The following is a 21,548-nucleotide window of genomic DNA, read 5'->3' as shown; positions in this document are numbered from 1 at the left end:
CCAGTCTTTCCTTCGCAGGGTAACGCGTGAAATCAGTACCGCTGGCCCCAGCGGATGCCGAAGAACTGCGGCTTGATCGGGAACGTGCGTGACGAGCCTGAGCAGAACGTGATCGAGCAGAACGTGTTGCGCGTCAGTTCGCCGCGCTTGTCGAAAGCGTTCTGCAGGAACACGTCGAGCGTCCAGTTGTCTTTCTTGATCCCAGCCGAGAAGTCAAAACTGACGAAGCCCGGGGTGGCGCACGAACGGTTTGCGTCGGTTTCGGCATCGGCAATATCAGGGCAAACCAGCAGGTTGTTGTTGTAGACGTTGAGGTTCTGCGTGGCGTTGGTCTGATACAGCGCGGCACCCTGAATATAGGCGTCGGCATCGCCGAAGCTGGTATCGAAGCGGATGGACGTCGTGCCCTTGAACTGCGGCTGACGCGGCAGGCGGGTGCCGGATGCAGCAGCGACTTCGGCCACCGGCGGACTGCCGAATGTCGCCCCCGGCGAACAGGCTGCCAACTGGTTGATTGAAAGGCTCGCCGGATCGAACTGGAAGTTGCAGAAGTTCCCCGAAAGCGCGGCGTTGTTGTAGGCCCCGCTGGTGGAGATGGTGAACTTGCCCAATTGTAGGTCTGCTTCGTATTCAACGCCATAGACACGCGCCTTGCCGGCGTTGCCGGTCATTCCGGCCCCCTGCGTACCGGCAATCACGACGCTGTACTGGATGTTGTCCCACTTTTCGTAATAGATGGAGGCGTTGAAACGGAACATGTTGTTCCATTTGCCCTTGAAGCCCAGTTCGAAATTGCTCAGCTCTTCCGACTGGAACGGCGGCACAGTGGCAACGCCGATATTGCGGATGCGCAAGGGTCGATTGAAACCACCGGGGCGGAAACCAGTAGAGTAGTTGGCATAAACCATCTTCGTCGGATCGAACTGCCAGTTCAACGCCACCTTGTGCGTCTCGCCTTGTTCCTTGTAGCGACCGACCTGATCGGCAGCGGCAAGGTTGGTGTTGAGGCACTGCAGGCGATCCGCCGGAAGCGGGATCGGGCATCCCATCGTGCCGGTGGGCACATAGAGCGAGGTCACCGTGTTCCGCGCCGAACCCGCCACACCGGCAAAGCCGACGACCGCGAATTCCGTCCAGAAATAGCGGAGGCCGCCGGTCAGTTTGAGTGTGGGCGTGATGTCATAGTGACCTTCGGCGAAGATCGCGTAGTCTTTCCAGTTCTGGTCCTGTTCGGTCATGTAAAAGGCATCGCCCTTTACCGCCGGGCTGCCGAGGACCATCGTGCCGCCCTGCGCCACCGGAATGCCGAAGCCTGCCGGGTTACTGTCTCCCCCGCCTGACTGGGTATAGCCCGCGATCTGATCAAGCCCGCGCGTGGCGTAGTTGTTGTTAACCTCGTTTTCCTGCTTGTGGTAGAAACCACCGAGCGTCACGTCGAACGGCCACGATTTCGGTGTGGAAATGCGCAGTTCCTGCGTGAACTTCCGCTCATTACGCAAACCGTGATAGTATTGCTGCGGATTGATCAGGGTGTTGCATTTCAGCGTTGCACCCGCGCCTGTGCAACCGTTCTTGTCGAAGAACTGAAGGTAGTTTTCATACCCCGGACCGAAACCATCATAGGTGACGGTGTAGTAGGTATAGTCATTGAGCAGCTTGGTCTGGCGCTGGAAATATCCGGTCGCCGAAACCACGTCCCAGTCGCCGATGTGGCCATGAATGCTGAGCGCAGCCTGATAGAACTTGTCGTTCTGTTCGGTCACATCGTAATCGTGGACCTGAAGATCACCCACGCGCGGGTCAAACCCGAAATAGCCGCTGGCGATCTGCTGCTGCGCGGTGATCTGGGGCATGATGTCCCAGCCATCGACCGGCGACCACAGCACCTGAAGGCGACCGCCGTATTCCTCGATACCGTTGTAATCGTCGCTGGCGATCGCTGCGTTGTTCAGCGTGTAGTTGGTGTTCGGGTTGTTATCGCCCAGCGTAAGCGTGGCAGGCTGGCCATTGTTGAGCAGGCCATTGTTCGGCGTATTGTCGATATAGCCGCCGTCCTTGCGGTAATATCCCATCGCGCGCACGGCCAGCGTATCGGATACCGGCACGTTGATGAACGACTGGTACTGGCCACCGAAATCGCCTGCGCCATATTTGTTGACTTCGGCATCCCAGCCGAATTCGAACTTGTCGAGTTTGGGCTTGTTCGAAATGAAGCGGATCGTGCCTGCAAGCGAACCCGCACCATAGAGGGTGCCCTGTGGGCCAGACAGTGCCTCGATACGTTCGAGATCATAAGCATGGATATCGGGCAGGCCTGTGCCGGTGATCGGGATGTCGTCGATATAGTAGCCGACCGATTCACGCGCGCCACCGGCAGGCACGATGCCACGGAAGTAGGGCGTGTTGCGGCCCGGCCCGATGCCCGCGAAAGTGACCGAGGGCAGCAGTGCGGCAAAATCGGTCAGGCCTTTTACCTGACGCTGCGCCAGCATATCCGCGCTGAGTGCCTGCATCGAGATCGGGACTTTCTGGATCGACTGGGCCGATCGTGTGGCGGTGACCACGATTTCACCAAGGCCACCTTCGCTGCCCTCCGCCTGCGGTTCGGCAGCGGGGGCCATCGCTTCCTGCGGCTCTTCGGCAGCGCGTGCCGCAACCGGCAGGGCCATCGTTGCCAGAATCGTTGTGGCACCCAGCACCCTCATGGCGCGTGACCGGACCGTGATCTGCTTTCTCATTCCGATTAACCCCCTAGAAGTCGTTCTTGGCGTTCCCGCCCTCCCCTGACAGCACCCTCAACAATTCCTCGCGCCGCCTTATGCTGCGTCGCAGCACGCCATTGGCGCTGCGCGGAGCACTCGGCTGGAAGAGGCAAGACTTCCCCGCAGCCGGAAGACAGCAACGTCTCCGGCCCCGCCGCATTGGCGCGGCAGCGTTCAGGTTGTCAGTAATACCCCTTCGACAAGCGCGGCCTTTTGGCCATTCCATGACGCCTGTCCGGGATTGATAATGCTGCACAGCAACATGGAGTCAACGCCCTTTTGCGCAGCCGCAACACCCTTTTCGTGACGATCTTCAAACAAGAGCGGCGCCGGGATCCCTCCCGACGCCGCCTTGGCTTGCCAATTGCGGGCAGTTCTACCAGGTGCCGGTGTTTGCCATGCTGGCCCACGGCTCCTGCGGGGGAAGGTGTCCGTCCTGCAGCAGTTCCACTGAAATGCCGTCGGGAGATTTCACAAAAGCCATGTGGCCATCGCGCGGGGGGCGATGGACGATGTGGCCCGCATCGATCATGCGCTGGCACGTCTCGTAGATATTATCGACACGATAGGCGAGATGGCCAAAGTTGCGCCCACCTGCATAGGTTTCGGCAGGTGAACCATCCTCTGGCGGCCAATTGTGGGTAAGTTCCACTTCCGCCACACCTTCATCGCCCGGTGCGGCAAGGAAGATCAGCGTAAAGCGGCCCTGATCGCTGGAGAAACGGCGCACCTCTTTCAGGCCGATCAGTTCGAAAAAGGCGATGGTTGCATCCGGGTCGGTCACCCGGATCATGCTATGCAGAAACTTGGTCACGATGGGCCTTTCCGTTCAAAATCGGTTCATCGACAGAATTACACATCTCGGCGCAGTCCAGCAAAACGCGGGACGACAGGGAGATCACGATGCAGGGCGAAGATAGGGACGATCAGGGTGAGGCGAAAGCGGGCGTGATGCGCTTTGTGCCGCAGGGTGGAAAAGGCCTGCTGCCTGTTGCCATCCTTGCCGCCGGGCTGGTGATCGGCGGATGGTTTATCGGCGATGGTTTCCGCCGCGCCAAGGTGGCAGACCGCTCCGTCACCGTGCGCGGCCTTGCCGAGCGCGAGGTTACGGCAGACCTTGCCACGTGGACGCTCGCCTATTCCGCCACCGCGCCCGACCTTGCCAGCGCGCAGGCCAGCGTTGACCGCGACAGCCAGTCGATCCGCACGTTTTTCAATGAACTGGGTTTCCCCGCTGAGGCGTTGCAGCCCACCGGCGTCAACGTGCAAAGCTTCAACAACAATGGTGTGGTCAGCTTTACCGTGCGACAGCGCATGACGCTGCGCACCACCGATATGGATCGCGCGCAGAAGGCGGTGAAGCGGCAGTTCGATCTCGTGCGGCGCGGGGTAATGCTGGAAGAAGGATCTGGCATGGCCTTCACCTTTACCCGGCTGAATACGATCAAGCCCGAAATGGTGGCGGCAGCCACCAAAGACGCCCGCGCTGCGGCAGAGCAGTTTGCGCGGGACAGCGGTGCTTCGGTCGACGGGATCAAGACTGCCAGCCAGGGCTATTTCGAAATCACCGCGCGCGATGGCGATGGCGGCGGCTGGGGCGTATCCGACACGCCGTACAAGAAGGTGCGCGTGGTCACGACGATAGACTTCTATCTGCGGTGATGGGCTGCCGCCCGTAAACCTCGCATGTTGCAACGCGCACAGGTTGCCGCCATATCGCGCGGTAACGAGGGTCCATGTTAAACAAGTTGCGCTCCCTGTTTTCCACCGGTGCTGATGACGCCGACGTCGCCGCCATGCCGACCGCGCGCCTGCCAGAAGGGCAGCGCGTCTATGCCGTGGGCGACATCCACGGACGGCTCGATCTGTTCGAGCAGTTGCTGCAGCGCATCGAAGAAGATGATGCGCGCCGGGGTACCGCAGATACGACGCTGATCCTGCTGGGCGATCTGGTGGATCGCGGGCCGGAAAGCCGGGGCGTGGTGGATCGCGCGATTGCGCTTTTGCAGACGGGCAAGGTCCGCGTGCTGGCCGGCAATCACGAAGAAATGCTGCTGACCAGCATGGAAAGCGACGAAGCGCTGCGCCATTTCCTGCGCCACGGCGGCAAGGAAACGCTGTTCAGCTATGGCCTGGACCCTGCAGAATACAGCCGTTCCACCCTGCCGGAACTGCGCGAACGGATGAACGCGCTGGTTCCGGCAGAGCACATCGCCTTTTTCCGCGCGATGGAAGATCGCATCGTGGTTGGCGATTACCTGTTCGTTCACGCAGGAATCCGCCCCGAAGTGCCAGTGGAGCAGCAGACCACTTCGGACTTGCGCTGGATACGCCGCGAGTTCCTCGACCATGTGCAGTGGCATGGCCACATGATCGTGCATGGGCACACCATCACCGACGAACCCGAAGCCATGCCCAACCGCATCGGCATCGATACCGGCGCCTACGCATCGGGCCGGTTGACCGCTTTGGGCGTGGAAGCCGATGAATATTGGTTCGTTTCGGCTGTAATCATACCCGATCCGACCGCAGCGGGAGAGTGAACGCGAAAAGGGTGGGGAAACCTTCGCGCTCGCAGCAATTTTTGCCCCGCGTTGCACAAATGCAACTCCCGCCATTTCCTTAGGGATACAGCGTTTCATCTGAAACAATATGTCCCGCATACAGAAATGGACGCAACGCAATTTCAATCGCCGAACAGCGAATGTCTTTCGGTCGCAACATCGTCATTCTGGTGTCACATGAGACCGGTTTTGGGGCCTCCACAGGGGCGGCTAAGGGCTGTTCGCAGCTGAACCGGCCGGGGTGATTCCCTGGCCGGGCAGGTGCGACGGCGCGGAAACGCCCACGCTGCAACCGCGCTCATCCGGGCGCATCAACGGGGTCACATACCATGCAACTGAGATTCCTTCTGGCCGCAAGCGCTGCCAGCCTGACGATGGCCGCCGCCATCGCAACGCCAGCCTACGCGCAGGAAACAGCGTCTGCCGTTCGCGGCACCGTGATGGCCGATGGTCAGCCTGTTGCAGGCGCTACCGTCACCATCGTTCACACCCCGTCGGGCACGACCGCATCGACCACGACCGATACGGGCGGCAACTTCTCGTCGAACGGCCTGCGCGTTGGTGGTCCCTTTGCGGTGACCGTCGAAGCAGACGGCTTCGAAACCGCGACCGTCAATGACCTTTTCCTCCAGGCCGGTTCGCCCGCACGCCTGCCAATCACGATGCAAGCCACTCAGCAGATCGTCGTGACCGCATCGGCGATCACATCGGTGGTTGGCGTATCGGACGGCCCCACAACTTCGCTCAACGCCGCGAAGATTGCTTCGTCGGCCTCGATCAACCGCGACGTGCGCGATCTTGCCCGCCGCGATCCGCTGGTCACGCTTGACCTCACCAACAGCCGCACCATCGAAATCGCGGGCAACAACGGCCGCTTCAACCGCTTCTCGGTTGACGGTATGCAGATGTCCGATGACTTCGGCCTCAACAACGGCGGTCTGCCCACCAATCGTGGCCCGGTGCCGTTCGACGCGATCGAGCAGTTCACCGTCAAGGTTGCGCCCTATGACATCGCGGAAGGCGACATGCAGGGCGGCGCGATCAACGTCGTGCTCAAATCGGGTGGCAACAAGTTCCACGGCGGCGGATTCTATTCGTACACCGACGATGGCCTGACCGGCAGCAAGACCAAGGACCGCACCGTCAACCTCGACTTTGACTCGAAGCAGTTCGGTGGCTGGCTTTCCGGGCCCATCGTCAAAGACAAGCTGTTCTTCATGCTTGCCTATGAACGCACCAAGGAAGGTCGTCCGCTGGAAGCCGGTTTCGGCGATGGCTTTGCCAACCAGGTGCCGGGCCTTACCCAGGCGCTGATCGATCAGGTAACCGCGACCGCCAAGACCCGCTTCGGCTATGACACGCAGGGCCTGATTTCGACCACGCAGGAAGAAGACGAAAAGATCGTCGGCAAGCTGGACTGGAACATCAGCGACGATCACCGCGCTTCGCTGACCTACATCCGCAACGTCGGCACCAACCAGTTCCAGCAGAACACGTTCCTGACCGCGCCTTTCGCGCTCGGCTACCTGTCGAACGGTTATGAACTGCGCGAGGAAGTGAATTCGGGCACGCTCGAAATCAACTCCACCTGGTCGGACAGCTTCTCCACCACGGTGCGCGGATCGTATCGCGACTACAACCGCGCGCAGAGCCCGTTCGGTGGCAACGCCTTCCCGCAGATGGAAGTCTGCACCGACGCTACGTCAAACGGTTCGGCAACCGGCTGCACCGGCACCCGCCTGTTCTTCGGCCCGGACGTTTCGCGTCATTCGAACGCGCTCAACACCGAGAATCTCTCGTTCGACGTGAGCGGTCGTTATGACACTGGCGACTTCACGCTGCGCCTGAACGCCGGTTATACCCGCGTCAACGTCTATAACCTGTTCCTGCAGCGTTCGCTGGGTGACTTCTACTTCGACTCGCTGGCCGATTTCACCGCCGGCAACGCAGCCCGCCTGCGTTACGGCAATGCCGTGCCGTCGAATGACCCCAACGATGCCGCAGCCCGTTTCAACACGACGAACTGGACGTTCGGCACGCAGGTGGATTGGCAGGTCACCCCAACGCTCGATCTGACGCTGGGTGCGCGTTACGATCTGTTCGACAACAACGTGTCGCCGCCGCTTAATCCCAACTTCCTGGCACGCTACGGTTATTCCAACCGTTCCACGTTCAAGGGCCGTGGTGCCTTCCAGCCGCGCTTTGCCGCAAACTGGGAAGCGACCGACCGCCTTGTGGTCCGCGTTGGCGCAGGCGTATTTGCTGGCGGCACGCCGGACGTTTATCTCTCGAACGTGTTCTCGAACACCGGCCAGCTGACCAATGCGGTTGATATCACCCGCGCCAACTGCGCCGCTTCGGGCACCTGCGGTGCACTGAACGGGCTGACCACCGGCACGATCCCAGACAGCGTCGTGAACTTCCTGTCGCGCAACACCGCCAGCCTTGCTGCGGCGCCGACGGACAACATCGACCCCAACCTGAAGATCGCGCAGAAGTTCAAGGCGACGTTCCAGGCGGACTACAGCGCCGATCTGGGCGGACTGGGCGACAACTGGCTCTTTGGCGTGCAGTTCCTCTACGACAACACGCTGCAGGGCTATATGTGGCGCGACCTCCGCTCGGTGGCAGTGGGCACCCTGCCCGACGGTCGCACGCGCTATGGCCCGATCGGCGGTGCGGCAACGACCAACCGCGACCTCCAGCTGACCAACACCAGCGACGGTCGCAGCCTGTTCGGCACCTTCCGTTTCGCCAAGAACTGGGACTTCGGCCTTGGCATTTCGGGTAGCTATACCCGCGCGGACGTGAAGGACCGTTCGTCGTCCACGTCGTCGACTTCGTCTTCGAACTACGGCAACAACGCGTTCTTCGATCCGAACCTGCCTGCTTACGGTCGTTCGATCTACGAATACCGCAACCAGTGGAAGTTCGGCGTGGACTTCAGCCGTGCGTTCTTCGGCGATGCCAAGACCACCGTATCGCTGTTCGGCGAACTGCGCTCGGGCCGTCCATACAGCCTGACCATGCTCGACAACACCAACGGTCGTGGCGCAGTTTACGGCACCGTGGGTAACCTCGGCAACGTCCTGCTCTATGTCCCGACCGGCGCGAACGATCCGCTCGTCCAGTTCGAGAATGCCGCTGCAGAAACGGCGTTCAACGGGCTGGTCGACCAGCTTGGCCTTGGCAAGTATCGCGGCAAGGTCGTGCCGAAGAACTCGCAGACCTCGCCGAACTTCTTCAAGGTCGATCTGCACTTCGGGCAGGAAATCCCGATGCCGATCGTTCCAGCCGGAAAGATCGAACTGTTTGCCGACGTCGAAAACGTGCTGAACATGATCGACAAGGACTGGGGCGCGCTGTCGCAGGTGGAATTCGCCTACAACGCCGCTGTCGTCCGCGTGACCTGCGCAGCAACGTCGGGCGCAAACTGCACCAAGTACCAGTACGGCACCGTGCAGGCCCCGAACGAAGTGCTGCAAACGCGCCAATCGCTCTACGGCATCCGCATCGGCGCGAAGGTCAAGTTCTGATCATCGCCTGATTGCTCAACACAAGATGGCGCGGGAGGGGAAACTCTCCCGCGCTTTTTTGTGCGCTGTCAGGTTACCGATAAACGCAGGCGTCCAGCCCGTCGTTCTTCACAACGCCGACGCGGCGCGCGATGGAATTGCCGTGGCGGCGGGTAAAGCCGCCCGCGCCGTTGACTTCGCGCTCTTTGGGTAGCGGCAGTACGGCGGCGATGCGAGCGGCTTCGACGGCGCTCAGCTTGCGCGCGCTCTTGCCGTAGTAGCGCTGGGCACCTGCTTCGACGCCATAAGTGCCGATGCCGGTTTCAGCGACGTTGAGATAGACTTCCATGATCCGGCGCTTGCCCCAGATCGTTTCGATCAGGACGGTGTACCAGGCCTCAAGCCCTTTGCGCAGATAGCCACCGCCCTGCCACAGGAAGACGTTCTTGGCAGTTTGCTGGCTGATCGTCGATCCACCGCGAATGCGGCCACCTTGCTGGTTACGCTTGAACGCCTGCATCATCGCTTCGTGATCAAAACCGTTGTGCAGGCAGAACTTGCCATCCTCGCCCGATATCACCGCGTCGACCATGTCACGGTCAATGTCATCCAGCGATGTCCAGTCTTTGGTTACAGGGTTATCGTCCATCAGCATGGTCAGCGTGATGGGCACCGGCACGAACTTGTAGATCACCACCTGCGCTACTGAAATGAACAGGAATGCGGCGATCAGCCGCGCGATCAACCAGCCGAAGCGGCGCGCCGGGCGCGGGATGGAGGATACAGGCTGGCGAGGGTTCTTGAGGTCTTCGAGCATCGCGCGCCAAGGTATCCGCGATGCCTGCGTTCTGGCAATGACCTTAGAGCACTTTCCGACCGATCTGGATCACCGTGACGGAGCCGAATTTGGTTCAGCGCGAGGCGCGAGGAAGGAGCAATGCTGAGGCATTGTGACTGACGAGCAACGCTGCGCTGGAGCAAATTCGGCCCGCCGCTTTGCGGTTGCGATAGGAAGCTCGCTGGACAGCGTTGCATCGCTTGCAGGGGCAACCAGCCCCTGCTGCACGCTGCGCCTTGCCAGCGAGCCTCCTATCGCAATCACGATGATCTAGATCGGTCGGAAAGTGCTCGAAAAGCGAACGATACAGCCCGATTGATCAGGCCGTCTGGGAATAACGATGCAGCCGATCCGCCAGCCGCGCCACCGACGGGACCAATATCCGACGCCCTTCGCGTGCCAGCAGACCTTCGCGCACCAGCAATGCGAATTCGCGCGTCACCGTTTCGCGGTTGGTGCCGATGCGAGCGGCGAGTTCGGCCTGCGTGGGCACGCGCACGATGCAGGCCGAGCCATCAGCCGCAGGCTCGCCCGCAAGGCGCAGCAGTTCGGCCTGAAGGCGCGGACCGACGCCCATCGTGGAGAGTTCGTAGATCCGGTTCGTCAGGTAACGCACCTGATGCGCGAGATAGCGCGCCAACCATAGCGACACCACCGGCTCGCTTTCAATCAGGCCGGTGAACGTGGCCCCGGGAATGACCAGAAGCGTGCTGTTTTCCACCGCCACGACATCGGCAGAGCGCGGCTGCCCGTCAATCGCGGCGAGTTCTCCGAACATTTCGCCCTGTTCGATCAGACGCAACACCGTTTCGCGCCCCTGCGAGGAAACCAGCGAAACGCTGACGCTGCCTTCGGTGACCAGATAGACGTCGTTGGCCGGAAGACCCACCGCCAACAGCACATGTCCCTTGCGCACGCGCAATTGCCGACCGTTGCGCGCCAGCACTTCGCGCACGTCATCAGGCACTTTAAGATAGGAATTCGACACGGTGCTGGTCCGTTTTCGAGTGATTTCTCTGGCTCGACTTACCGAATGTGCCAAGAATCACAAGCGGCAGGTGCGCTGGACAACGGCGAAACGTTGATAAGGCAGGCAATAACGTCGGCTCTGCCTTGCCGCGCGCGGCATTTCCTGCCCCCATATTGCCGAGCCGATGCACCGCTACCTGATCTGGAAATCCGGCCCTGGGCCGATTGACATAGAATTCAAACGCTTGGGCGAGGCCGTCCTGCGTCCGTCAGTCTCGATCGTGACGCCAGTGGGGGCAACGGTTGTCCCGCGGGAAGACGCCTGTGAGATTGCACGCTTCAGCCTTGATCAGGCAGACGTGGCAAGGTTGCTGTCCCCACGTGAAGAACTGCGCGCACCCTGCATCATGGTGCAATGCGATGCCTTCATGGCAATGGCATCGCGCCGTCGACGCTGGGGCTGGTCGATCCGCGTTTCCCGCAATGGTCAGGCGCTACAGGGCTATCATCTCGATGGCCGCCCTCTCAGCCTGAGCCGCGATGGCTTTACCCGCGCCCGTCTGCAGAACATGTCCGAAAGGACAGGTATGGCTCACGGTCATGACATCATTGGGTTGATCTGACTGTGTTTGCCGGTCCGCTTCTTTATTGCAGGCCGGTTAAAAGCCCGAAACGACGAGAATTTTCGTTGCGGTTCGCCACCCAAACTGAATACGTGATCTTGCCGGGGGGCATGGGGCAGGATTCGCCGCACCCGGCCTGGGGGTGCAGAAGCAGATCGTGCGGATTCTGGGAGTCGAAAACGCGGAAAACGCTCAGGGCAGCCCGTCACGATCAGGCACCCTGCCCGAACGGCTTTCGGCCGAACTTGATTCCATTCGCTTTGCCACCATCCTTTTCGCCGATATCGTCGGCTCAACACGCCTGCTGCGCGCGCTCGATCCCGAAGACGGGCGCGATCTGCTCGACAGTTCCATCGCGCTCATTCAGGACGCCATTCACGAATTTGGCGGATTGGTGGTGCGCATACAGGGCGATGGCGTGATGGCCGTGTTCGGTGTGCAGCCCGCGGCTGAAGACCATGCGCTGCGCGGCGCACTAGCCGCCTTGCGCATCGGCGAAAAGATGAAGAGCGGCGCCCTCGGCTTCCTTCCGGCCCCCCAAGTGCGCGTTGGCATTCACGCCGGGCCGATCCTGCTGCGGCGGCAGGACAACGATTTCGGCTCGATCCTTGATGTAGTGGGCCACGCCGCGCACGTTGCCGGGCAGATCGAAAAGATGGCTCCGCCCGGAAGCGTTGCGATTTCCGCGACGATTGCCTCGCTCATTGCAGAACCCACTGAACTGCGCCCTGCCGGCAGTATCGAAAGCGGCGGCAGCGAAACCCCCGAAGGGCGCGGCGAAGCAGTGTTCGAGCTTCTGTCCGTCGATTTCCTTGGCAGTGATCGCGTGCCGGTAAAGGGCAATGCCACGGCTCCGGTCATCGGCCGCGAAACCGAACTTGAACAGTTGCGCGCCCTCGTCGGTGGACTTGCCAACGCGAGACAAGGCACACTGGCGATCATCGGTGAAGCCGGGATGGGCAAAAGCCGCCTTCTGCTGGAAGCCTCGCGGATTGCGGCGGGGCATGGCACCACGTTTGCGGCGGTGCGCGGCAATGCGCTGCTGGAAGCTGTGCCTTTCGGCTGTCTTGGCGGAACATTGCGGCACCTGATCGACCTCCTCCAGCCTTTCGCGCCGGATCCGGCGGTGGCAGCGCAGCTTTCAGCGAACGAAGCGGCCTGCCTTGCCGGGTTGAGTGCCAACGAAACTGGCTGGCTGTCGCACCTTCCTCCCGGTGACCGCAGCCGCATTGCCACCGGCACCATCGTGCGGATCGTGGAACTGGCCGCCGCGCACATGAGGTTGCTGCTGCTGGTGGATGATGCGCAGTATCTCGATAGCGAGACGCTGATGGTGCTGGCCGCCATCACGCGCGGCGGACGCATCGCCATGATCGTGGCCGGGCGGCCAGAGGGGCTGCCCCGTATAAACGGGCTGTGCGCAACGCAGCTCAGGCTTGGATCGCTTTCCCGCAGCGCTGCGCGCACGCTGGTTTCGCTGATCAACCGCATCGCGCCAGTAGATGACAGCGTGATCGACCATGTGATCGACCGTGCCGAAGGCCTGCCGCTGGCGCTGCAGGAATTTGCGGTCATGCTGCAAGGGACACCGGCCGCAGATGCTGACGGTGGCGACGACGCATTAAGCGCCGCCCCGCTTCCGGCGCGGCTCGATGCGCTGCTGGCCGCACGATTGGCAGCATTGGATGCAGATGCCACCCGTCTTTGCCAGATTTGCGCCGTCCTAGGGCCGGTGTTTCCGGTCAGCCGTTTACAACGCGGGGGTGAACTGGTTTGCCGCAATCCCGTCACCGCCGTGGCTCGTCTGGTCGATGCCCGGGTGATCGAATTTGTCGGCACCGGGCAGGCGCGCTTCACCCACCAACTGGTGCAGGAAGCCGCCTATCGCGCAATGGCGCGGCGGCGGCGCACCGCGATGCATGGCAATGCGCTGGTCATCCTGAAAGAGGCGAAGGCCAGAACCGACTTGGCACTGCGCGCCGGCACCGGCGATGAAACCGCAAGTCACGCCGAACTCGCGACCCATGCCGAAAAAGCGGGACTTCATGCAGAGGCACTGGTCCATCTGTGGGAAGCCTGCGTGCAGGCACTTTCGCTGGCCGCAATCGATGCCGTCCGCCAGTTGCACGAACGCGCCTGCGCAATTGTTGCACGCCTGCCTGCCGCGCAAGCCGCGTTCGAACGTAGCCGTTTTGCCATGCTGGTGTTCGACACACTCCAACAACTGTCGCTGGAACAGATTTTGCGCACCGATGTCCTGGCTGTGGCTGACGGCAAGGTAAATCTTGGACCGGGTCTGCGCACGGTCGCGCGGATAAATATGGCTCTGCTCGACTGGATCGATGGCGCGCCAACGCGCGGCATGGTTTGGCTGGCACAGGCCGAGGCCGATCTGGACAAGCATGAAAGCCTGCCACGCCGCACCTATGCCGATCTGACAGCGGCCTATCTCGCCTTCTCGCTTGGGAATCCCGCCGAAGCAGTAAACCGGATCGATCGGTTGGGCGCGCGGCTGGCGGACGGACTGCGCGGCGAAACCTTCGGCGCGGTCGTCGTGATTCCCCACGTCCTCGCACGGGCGTTCGGCGCGTGGTATCTCACCGACCTGGGGCAGACGGCAAAGGCCCGATCGTGGGTCGCAGAGGCAATCAATCTCTCTCGCCGCTATACCCATGCCTATTCGCGAATGCTGGCCGATCTGGCGCATGGTTATCTGCATTATCGCGCGGGTCGGATGGAACGCGCTCTGCCGATCCTCCGCCGCGCCCATGCTGATTGCCTGCGGCATGATTTTCTCGGCTTCGAACCAGCCTGCGTCAGTTGGCTGGCGCTTTGCATGATCGAACAGGGCTTGCTGACAGAAGCTGCCCAAGTGCTTTCGCAATCGGTTGAGCGCGGACATTTCCGCAAGGTGCGCACATCGGCCACGTACTATCTGCACGAAGCCCGCGCCCGGCTGGCAATGGCACGAAATGAGGCCTCCGAAGCTGCAAATCTTGCCGCCCTGGCACTGAACCACGCCCGCGATTGCGAGGATGTGGTCCACGAACTGCACGCACTTACGCTGTGCGCCGAAGTTTCCGCGATCTCCGGCCAACCAGTCGCCAGAGCAGATACGCCCAGCATTTCTACGCTTAAGGCGCGGGCAGACGAACTGGGACTGGCCGTTTTGCAAAAACGGCTTGAAAGGCTGGCCATATGAGCGCGGAAGCGGAACTGGCGGCGGTTGGCCGGCGCCTGCTCGATCCTGCGGCCCTCCCGCTTGAACGGCTTGAATCGCTGGAAGATTCCAAAGTGCCGGTGCGCGTATTCGTGGCGGCACGCCACGATGCGGTGACGGGGGTATTGTGCGACGAGGCGGTGTTCTCGCTCCGCCACTATGACGAATTGCTCGAACAGGTCTTGCCCGGAACGCGCTATCTGGTGGGTGAGGACGATGCCGCACGGCAAGTGCGCTTGCGCCAGCTTCACGCGGCACAAGCCTGGCTGGACGCCCGGCGCCCGCCGGAAACCTCGACTGAGCCGCCTCAGATGGCACCCGGTTTTCGCACATGGGTCGCGGCAATGGCGCGCGAAGAGGCGAACGCCATTCTTGATGTGCTGGAGCACCGCGCACGCACGGGTGAAGCCGTGAACTTTGCCCGCGAATATGCCTTCCTGATCGCCTATCGGATGGCGCGACGGATCATCGGCGTTCCTGCTCCTGAAAAAGTCCCCGGCCTCGTCAGGCTGATTGTCATGGCCCGCAATGTAATGCGCCCCGGTCCGTGGCTGCGCCTGAAAGATGAACTGGGCGATTCCGTGGCAACGCTGGTCATGCTGCAACCGCTGTTCGGCCATGTCTTTGGCACGGTGGTGCGCAGCAATGGCGCCATTGCATGGTTAAGCCGCAAGACCGCAGGCCCCGCGCTTGACGCGATCGACACGGCCTTTGCCATGCCGCAGATCGCGCCCGACGACAGCCTGCTCAGCGCGCTGGTTGCCGTGAAACCCCAGTTCGCAGACGTAACGGATTATGATCTGCAGGCGCGCAGCGTGCTCTTCGAACTGATGGGCGCGCTGGTGCTGATCATCGGTAAATCGCTTTCGGAAATGGCGGCCTTCACCACATCTCCGGCTGGTGCGGCGGCGGGCGTCGATTGGCACACTCTTGTTGCTCGCCTTTCGGATCGGGGAGCAACCGTCAGGGATCACGATGCGGTGGTGAACGAAGTGCTGCGCCTGACCGGTGGCAGCCGCCTGACCCGGACGGTGCGGCACGATTGCCAATGGCGCGGGGTTGATCTGAAAGCGGGTGACCGCGTGGTTGTGCTGATCGATGCGGCATCACGCGATCCGGCGATTTTTGCGCAGCCTGAACGGTTTCAACCTGATCCAGCGCGGCCCTATGTCACTTCAGGTCCGCTACAGGGGCCACACGTGTGCTATGGCCGGGGCATTGCCTGGACCATCATACGCGAGGCCATTGTCGCCACGAAAGGGCGCATCATGCCCGCAGACGGCGCAAGCCTCGCCGTTTTCGCCGGGCTGCCCGACGATCTGCCCTTCATCGCCTGTCGCCAGTAGCCAGAAAGATCCCGCGTATGAGCCTTTCGCAGGACTTCATTACCATCGCCATCCCTTTTGGCGACAAGTCCGAATGGTGCGATGTCGGTGACGTGGAACGCAAGATCGCCGAACTGGGCAATCCGGCGGGCGCAGACTTGGACACGGCCTTGCGCAAGACCGGGATCGTCCATTTCGCCAGCATCCATGCCATCGCACCCGAAGCGCCGGGCCATCCTGCACACCTGCTGATCGAAGCCACTGTCGATGGCAACGCCGACCGGGCGATTGACGTGATTGCAGAGCACGCCGCAACGGTGCTCCTCCCTATTCTCTGGCTGACCAGCAGAATCGAGGATGAAGCCGCCGTTCTGCCCCTGCTCAAGCAGCACAGCCATCGCATCAGCCAATCACCCCTGCGCTGGCCCGGCCGCTTGCTCGGCCTTCCATTCGGCGGACTGCCCGGGCTGAGCGTCGAAGCGATCACGCGCAACCGCGATATCGTGGAAAAGGCACGCGCAATCATCGGGCATGAACGCGCGCACTCCTCGATGATCGGGCCGCAGACCCTGCTGAAAAAGGTGGGCGAAGCGCTTGAAAACGACCTCACTGCCCTGCCGGACAAACAACCGGCCGCGCTGGCGTTTTGCGACACCAACGATGCGCCGTGGCTGGACTTTGCCAAAACGCGCTGGTCGCTGGGTTGGATCGGGCGCGGACTTTGGGATGCGCGTCCCCTGTGGTTGCCGCTGTTGCTCCTGCCTTATGCGATCGCGCTCGTGGTGTTGCTGTGCGTCGGGGAAAGCGTAGTTTCGGCGCTTCTGGGCGCGATCGTGCCTATGGTGCTGTTTGCGGCGAAGATCGTTGCCGTCATCGCCTTCGCCCTACGGCGTGACGAACAGGCCAACACCCCGATCGACCGCACCCCTTCCGCCGCCGCGCTGGGCGCGATGATGGCGCGCGAAAATGCGCCCGGCGTAGTGCAGAACCACATGATCAGCATTACCCGCCTGCGTGCCGCGTGGATACGCAAGCTAAGCCTGCCACTGGCCTTCATCGCCGTGGCCACGATGGCCCGGATCGGCGTGATGCGGCGCGGCTTTCTTGCAACCATCGGTACGATCCATGCCGCGCGCTGGATCGTGCTGCCGGGCACGCGGCAACTGGTCTTCGTTTCCAACTATGACGGCAGTTGGGAAAGCTACCTTGAGGATTTCATCACCAAGGCATCCGAAGGCGTCACCGCCGCATGGAGCAGTTCCGAAGGCTTTCCGACCACCCGCTTCCTGTTCTTCAAGGGTGCAGAAGATGGCGACCGGATGAAGCGCTTTGCGCGCGGGTCGATGCAACCCACGCCCTGCTGGTTTTCTGCGCATCCCGATCTTTCAACCTCGGCCATGCGCAAGCACGCGCTGATCGTCAGCGGGCTGCTATATCGTTCGCGGCTGGAGAATTGCCCGTCTGAAGCCGAAGCCTGGCTCGACCTGTTCGGATCGATCCCGCGCCCGACCTACGGCCTGCAATACGAAGAAATCCAGACGCTGATGTTCGGCGGGTTGCGCCGCCATCCGCACAGCCTGCTGGTTGCGCTGAACTTTGGCGCACCGAGCAACGATGCGGGCATTCATCCCTACGCCCACGTCCAGAAATGGCTCGCCGGATTGATCGCGCGCGATGGGCTGGCCTTTGGTGACAAACCACCTGAAAGCCTCGTCGCCAACATCGCGTTTTCGGCATCGGGCCTGCGACTGCTGGGACTGGACGAAGAACTCGCGCTTGAAGGGCGTGGCACCGACCAAGGCTTCCCCGCAGCCTTCGCACTCGGCATGACTCACGCCAGCCGCAAGCGCGCCCTGGGCGATCCGGCCATGCTGGAATGGGCCGACGATGGCACTCACGCCGTCCTGCTGCTCTACGCGCGCGACGAAACGGTTGCCGCACGCTTTGCAGACATCATCACCGAAGCAAAACAGCACGGCCTTTCGGTCACGACGAAAATCCGCACCGGTATCAATTCCTTCGATGTCGACAAATTCCACGCCGCTTGGGACGCCAGCGATGGAAAACCGCTCCCGCAACCCGTCTTGCAACCATTTATCCACGCCAAGGCCGACACCAGCGACGAACTTTCCACCGAACCGTTCGGCTTCGTCGATGGCGTATCGCAACCGCTGGTGCGCGGTTTTCCGGGCCGTCATGGCGCGCCCGATCCGGTCCACGGAGTCGAACCGGGCGAGTTCATCCTCGGTTATACTGACAATCGCGGCTACTTTCCGCCCTCGCCTTTGGTGGAGCGCGCCAACCTTGCCAATGGCCTCAAGCGCCGCCTGCTCGCCGCACCACCGCAGGGCCAGCCACTCGAATACCCGGACTTTTCAGCAGGCGACGCACCTGCGCGCGATTTCGGGCGCAACGGCAGCTATCTGGTAATCCGTCAGTTGGAGCAGGATGTTAATGGCTTCCATACCCAACTCGGCAAGGCCACCGATCAGGTGTGCAAGCACAGCGACGTGATCAACCCACACAACGGCAATCCCCACCGTACTGGCGAATGGATCGCCGCGAAAATGCTGGGCCGCTGGCGTGACGGATCGGCGCTGATTGATCACCCCTTTACCCCATCGTTCCGCAGCGGCGCCGATGCCGTCCGGCGCAACGGCTTCCTCTACAAGGATTCCGATCCACAGGGGCTGCGTTGCCCTTTCGGCTCGCACATCCGCCGCAGCTTCCCGCGTGACAGCTTGGCGCAGACCGATCCGGTGGAACTTTCAGTGACCAACCGCCATCGCCTGCTGCGCCGCGGCCGCCCTTATCTGGATGACAAGAACGGAACAGCGCGAGGCACGCTGTTCATGTGCTTCAACGCCGATCTCGAACGGCAGTTCGAATTCGTGCAACAGACCTGGCTGGGATCACCAACGTTCCACGGGCTTGAACAGGAACCCGATCCTTTCGCCATGCATCACGGCGATGCACCGGGCACGGAAAAAGCCCGCTTCACCATCCACGGTCGCAATGCACCGCTGGAACTGCCCGATGTAAAGCGCCACATCACGGTGCGCGGCGGCGGCTATTTCTTCATGCCGGGCCGCCACGCGCTATGGTTCCTTGCCGGAAGCGCGCTGGAAGATACGCCCGATGGTCCGGGGCTGGCCATCACCGCCCGCTGATCCAGTTCAGGCTTGCATCAGCGCCTTCCCGCAACAGGCGGTAAGTGCGGCAAGCGTATCTTCGGGCGGGATGCCGGTGTTCAGCGCACCGATCTCATCCACCGTGCGCGTGCCATCTGCTGCCATCAGCAGAGAGCGCAGTTCGCTCTGCTCGATCTTGATCACCCCGTGATCCAGCGTGCAAAGCGTTGTGTCGCCCAGTTTCAGCATTCCGCGCACCAGTGCGCCAGAACATGGCTTCTCCGCCGGAGCGGAAGGGAATGGCGCCGGAGCAGGATGCAGAGCGACGTACCATTCGGTATAAAGCTGCAGGATCACACGCAGCAGCTTGGGATCGCTGGTAATCGTATTGATAGGCACGCGCTGCGGATAGGCAGCGGCGGCGCGCGTCAGGGCATCGGCAAGGCCATCGTCGTTGATCGTGATCACATCGTCACCCAGCACGAACGTGCCATCGTCCTGTCGCTTGATTTTCGTCGAAAGCCACAGGTTGGCAATGCGCATAGCGTCGATCCGGCGATCTGGCACCTGTTTCACGAACAGGCTCTGCCGGAAATATCGCAGCGCGGCATAATCATCGCGCGATGCGGCCAGCAGCACTTCGCCTTCGGGATCGTCAGGCATGTCCGCCCCATCGGCAACGAAGCCGTCAAGCTGGCGATTGCGCCCTGCATCGGTCAGGAAGATCAAGCCGTTGGCATGGGCCTCAGCCGCCACATCCAGCAGGCGCTGCGGATTGAAGCAGGGGCCAAGTTCATCGTGGAACAGCACCGCATCGGGGCGCTGCAACATGTTCCCAGTCTGCTGGCGCAAGGTCGTCGCCAGTGGCTCATCCCCATCGCGAGCGCGGGCGTAATCCTCCAGAAAATCTCGCACCGCGGCAATGCGCTGGTCGGGATCGTCGATTTCCCCGATGGCATCCAGCAACATCTCACGCATGATCATCCGCACATGCCCACCGGGCATGGCGTTATAACTGATGAAAGCCACACCCCGGTCCGACAGCACATGCGAAGCCAGCCGCATCGTTGCCTCACGCACATGATCGGGCACCCAGGCATAGACGCCGTGGGCAATCACATAGTCGAAAGCTCCCGCCGGATAGCGGTGATGCGCCTCGCAGATGTCCTCCACCGCCAGCGTCACGTTGGTCAGGCCCGATGCGTCGACAATCTCCTGCCCGCGCGCAATCGCGGTTTCGGAAAGATCAAAGCCGTACGCATCACACCCCGGCCACATCGCCGCCATCGCCAGCAGGTTAACGCAGGTTCCCCCGCCAATCTCCAGAATACGCGCTTCCTGCGGCGGCACCGGGTGCAGCCCCGCCAGATGCGCCAGCACCGCCAGACGTTCGGGATTGGTCTGGGCGAATACCGTGGTCGGATAGGCAACGCGATCATAGGGCGTGGTAGTCAAGCGAGCGGTCCTTCTTCAGTCGCGCACATATGTGAAAGTCTGGCAACGGTGCAGATCGAAATCGGGATCAGGGCCGGGACCGCTGGCCACATCGTGAACCGAAAGGCGCAGTTCTTTGGGCTTTGCCGGATCGGACAGCGCGAACGATACGGACAGCACCGGCGCCGCACCGCACAGGCCATCCTTGCCCCACACCGGCTTTGCGCCGTCAGCCGGATTTACGCGCGCCAGCGTGGGTGAAACCGGTTCGATGCGCAGCGTAAGCCCTTTGGCGAAGACCAGCCTGTCCGGCTTGATATCCAGTGTTCCCAGCACCTTGTGCGCATCGTTGTCATAGGCCTTCCATTGGCCCAGCAGAGCCGCGTTGATGGCGTGCGGCGTGTTGGAAGTTGCAGATGCAGCCTCCGCAACCGCTTCACTTGCTGTTGCACTTGGCGCAGGCGCATTACAGCCTGCTATGGCAAAGGCCAACGCGATGATCACAGCGCGCGCCCTCATTTTCGCACAGGCCTCGCCGGCGGGCGGCCCGGCTGGTTGCGGGCCTCGATTTCCGCGATCCGGGCAGCGGACAGAAACAAGTCCTTCACTTCCTTGTTGCGCTCCGCCGAAAGCTGCGGACGGTGTGATTCCAGCGCCGCGCGCTTCCAGTCAGGCCCTTTGGGATTGTTGATCGCGCGTCCAAAGTTCTTGAACTTCTTCGCTAATCCGTTTGGACCGAGGTTGTAGACCATATCCATCAGCCCAACCTGCGCGTCTTCCGGGAACGACGCGAAACCCGGATAGATAGTGCGCAAATTCACGATAAACGCATCAAGTTTCAGCACACGGAGACGGTCCGCTTCGGTTTGCATGATGAACAGTTGCGCATCCTTGCGATAGGATTGCGCCGAATAGTTCCTATCCGTGCCCGCCGGACTGATTGCCCGCAGCCGCCGCCATTCTGCTCGCTTCTCATCAGCCGTGGCAGGTTTCTTGTTGGGATGGCGAAGGTCCACCCCAACTGCGGCTTCTGCATCGGGCAGCATGGTGCCGTACCCGATCGTCACATAGCTGACCGAGTCCAGATACATCCAGTTGATGAACGCTTCACCCTTGGCAATCAGAGCAATAGCGCGGACCTTGGCATTGGCTAAGGACATCCCGACA

14 protein-coding genes are annotated in these 21,548 nt (G+C 61.7%); 7 read left to right on the top strand and 7 right to left on the bottom strand.

Translation table 11 applies throughout. The annotated features are described in order from the left end of the window. Positions 1-32: 32 nt before the first annotated feature. Both ACOVQ0_RS13790 and ACOVQ0_RS13785 read right to left on the bottom strand, forming a co-directional pair. On the bottom strand, positions 33-2,705 hold the full coding sequence (locus tag ACOVQ0_RS13790; RefSeq protein WP_421885456.1) for a TonB-dependent receptor: 2,673 nt from the start codon (positions 2,703-2,705) through the stop codon (positions 33-35). A 433-nt stretch (positions 2,706-3,138) separates the two neighbouring features. Beyond that, on the bottom strand, positions 3,139-3,576 hold the full coding sequence (locus ACOVQ0_RS13785) for a VOC family protein (RefSeq protein ID WP_421885439.1): 438 nt from the start codon (positions 3,574-3,576) through the stop codon (positions 3,139-3,141). Between the two features lie 137 nt (positions 3,577-3,713). Between ACOVQ0_RS13785 and ACOVQ0_RS13780 the strand changes: the two genes are divergently transcribed. The 3 genes from ACOVQ0_RS13780 to ACOVQ0_RS13770 all read left to right on the top strand — a co-directional run bounded on the left by ACOVQ0_RS13780 (position 3,714) and on the right by ACOVQ0_RS13770 (position 8,862). After that, positions 3,714-4,424, top strand: coding sequence for an SIMPL domain-containing protein (locus ACOVQ0_RS13780; RefSeq protein WP_421885454.1), 711 nt, complete (start codon positions 3,714-3,716; stop codon positions 4,422-4,424). A gap of 74 nt (positions 4,425-4,498) precedes the next feature. Then, positions 4,499-5,305, top strand: a complete 807-nt coding sequence (locus ACOVQ0_RS13775) for a metallophosphoesterase family protein (protein ID WP_421885437.1) — start codon at positions 4,499-4,501, stop codon at positions 5,303-5,305. 350 nt (positions 5,306-5,655) lie between these two features. Continuing rightward, positions 5,656-8,862, top strand: a complete 3,207-nt coding sequence (locus ACOVQ0_RS13770; protein ID WP_421885434.1) for a TonB-dependent receptor — start codon at positions 5,656-5,658, stop codon at positions 8,860-8,862. 73 nt (positions 8,863-8,935) lie between these two features. Here the strand turns inward: ACOVQ0_RS13770 and mtgA are convergent, their stop codons facing one another. Next, complete coding sequence (gene mtgA, locus ACOVQ0_RS13765; RefSeq protein ID WP_421885431.1) at positions 8,936-9,658, bottom strand: monofunctional biosynthetic peptidoglycan transglycosylase; 723 nt, start codon at positions 9,656-9,658, stop codon at positions 8,936-8,938. A 340-nt stretch (positions 9,659-9,998) separates the two neighbouring features. Beyond that, positions 9,999-10,667, bottom strand: coding sequence for a Crp/Fnr family transcriptional regulator (locus ACOVQ0_RS13760; RefSeq protein ID WP_421885427.1), 669 nt, complete (start codon positions 10,665-10,667; stop codon positions 9,999-10,001). A 166-nt stretch (positions 10,668-10,833) separates the two neighbouring features. Between ACOVQ0_RS13760 and ACOVQ0_RS13755 the strand changes: the two genes are divergently transcribed. The 4 genes from ACOVQ0_RS13755 (at position 10,834) to ACOVQ0_RS13740 (ending at position 18,986) form a co-directional block, all read left to right on the top strand. After that, a complete protein-coding gene (locus ACOVQ0_RS13755) occupies positions 10,834-11,271 on the top strand; it encodes a hypothetical protein (protein WP_421885424.1) in 438 nt (145 codons plus the stop codon). A 157-nt stretch (positions 11,272-11,428) separates the two neighbouring features. Beyond that, positions 11,429-14,473 (top strand): AAA family ATPase, encoded by a 3,045-nt coding sequence (locus ACOVQ0_RS13750; protein ID WP_421885421.1) that lies wholly within the window; start codon positions 11,429-11,431, stop codon positions 14,471-14,473. Then, entirely contained in the window at positions 14,470-15,837 is a 1,368-nt protein-coding gene (locus ACOVQ0_RS13745; RefSeq protein ID WP_421885418.1) for a cytochrome P450, read from the top strand. The genes ACOVQ0_RS13750 and ACOVQ0_RS13745 overlap by 4 nt, the downstream gene beginning before the upstream one ends. Before the next feature lie 17 nt (positions 15,838-15,854). Beyond that, the gene (locus tag ACOVQ0_RS13740) at positions 15,855-18,986 is read left to right on the top strand and encodes a Dyp-type peroxidase (RefSeq protein WP_421885415.1); all 3,132 of its coding nucleotides are present in this window, start codon (positions 15,855-15,857) and stop codon (positions 18,984-18,986) included. A gap of 6 nt (positions 18,987-18,992) precedes the next feature. Here ACOVQ0_RS13740 and ACOVQ0_RS13735 read toward each other — a convergent pair whose 3' ends face one another. The 3 genes from ACOVQ0_RS13735 to ACOVQ0_RS13725 are packed head-to-tail and all read right to left on the bottom strand — an operon-like array spanning position 18,993 to position 21,541. Continuing rightward, on the bottom strand, positions 18,993-20,402 hold the full coding sequence (locus ACOVQ0_RS13735) for a methyltransferase domain-containing protein (RefSeq protein WP_421885412.1): 1,410 nt from the start codon (positions 20,400-20,402) through the stop codon (positions 18,993-18,995). Positions 20,403-20,417: 15 nt separating this feature from the next. Then, on the bottom strand, positions 20,418-20,900 hold the full coding sequence (locus ACOVQ0_RS13730; protein WP_421885409.1) for a hypothetical protein: 483 nt from the start codon (positions 20,898-20,900) through the stop codon (positions 20,418-20,420). After that, positions 20,897-21,541 carry a hypothetical protein gene (locus ACOVQ0_RS13725; protein WP_421885406.1) on the bottom strand — a complete coding sequence of 215 codons (645 nt, stop codon included), beginning with the start codon at positions 21,539-21,541 and terminating at the stop codon, positions 20,897-20,899. Before ACOVQ0_RS13725 ends, ACOVQ0_RS13730 begins: the two co-directional genes overlap by 4 nt. Between the last annotated feature and the right edge of the window lie 7 nt (positions 21,542-21,548).

Origin of the sequence: Novosphingobium sp., from assembly GCF_049240505.1 — a bacterium.
Classification (GTDB): Bacteria; Pseudomonadota; Alphaproteobacteria; order Sphingomonadales; family Sphingomonadaceae; genus Novosphingobium.
The sequence above is the reverse complement of the archived record's forward strand: the minus strand, read 5'-3'. Positions and strand labels throughout refer to the sequence as shown.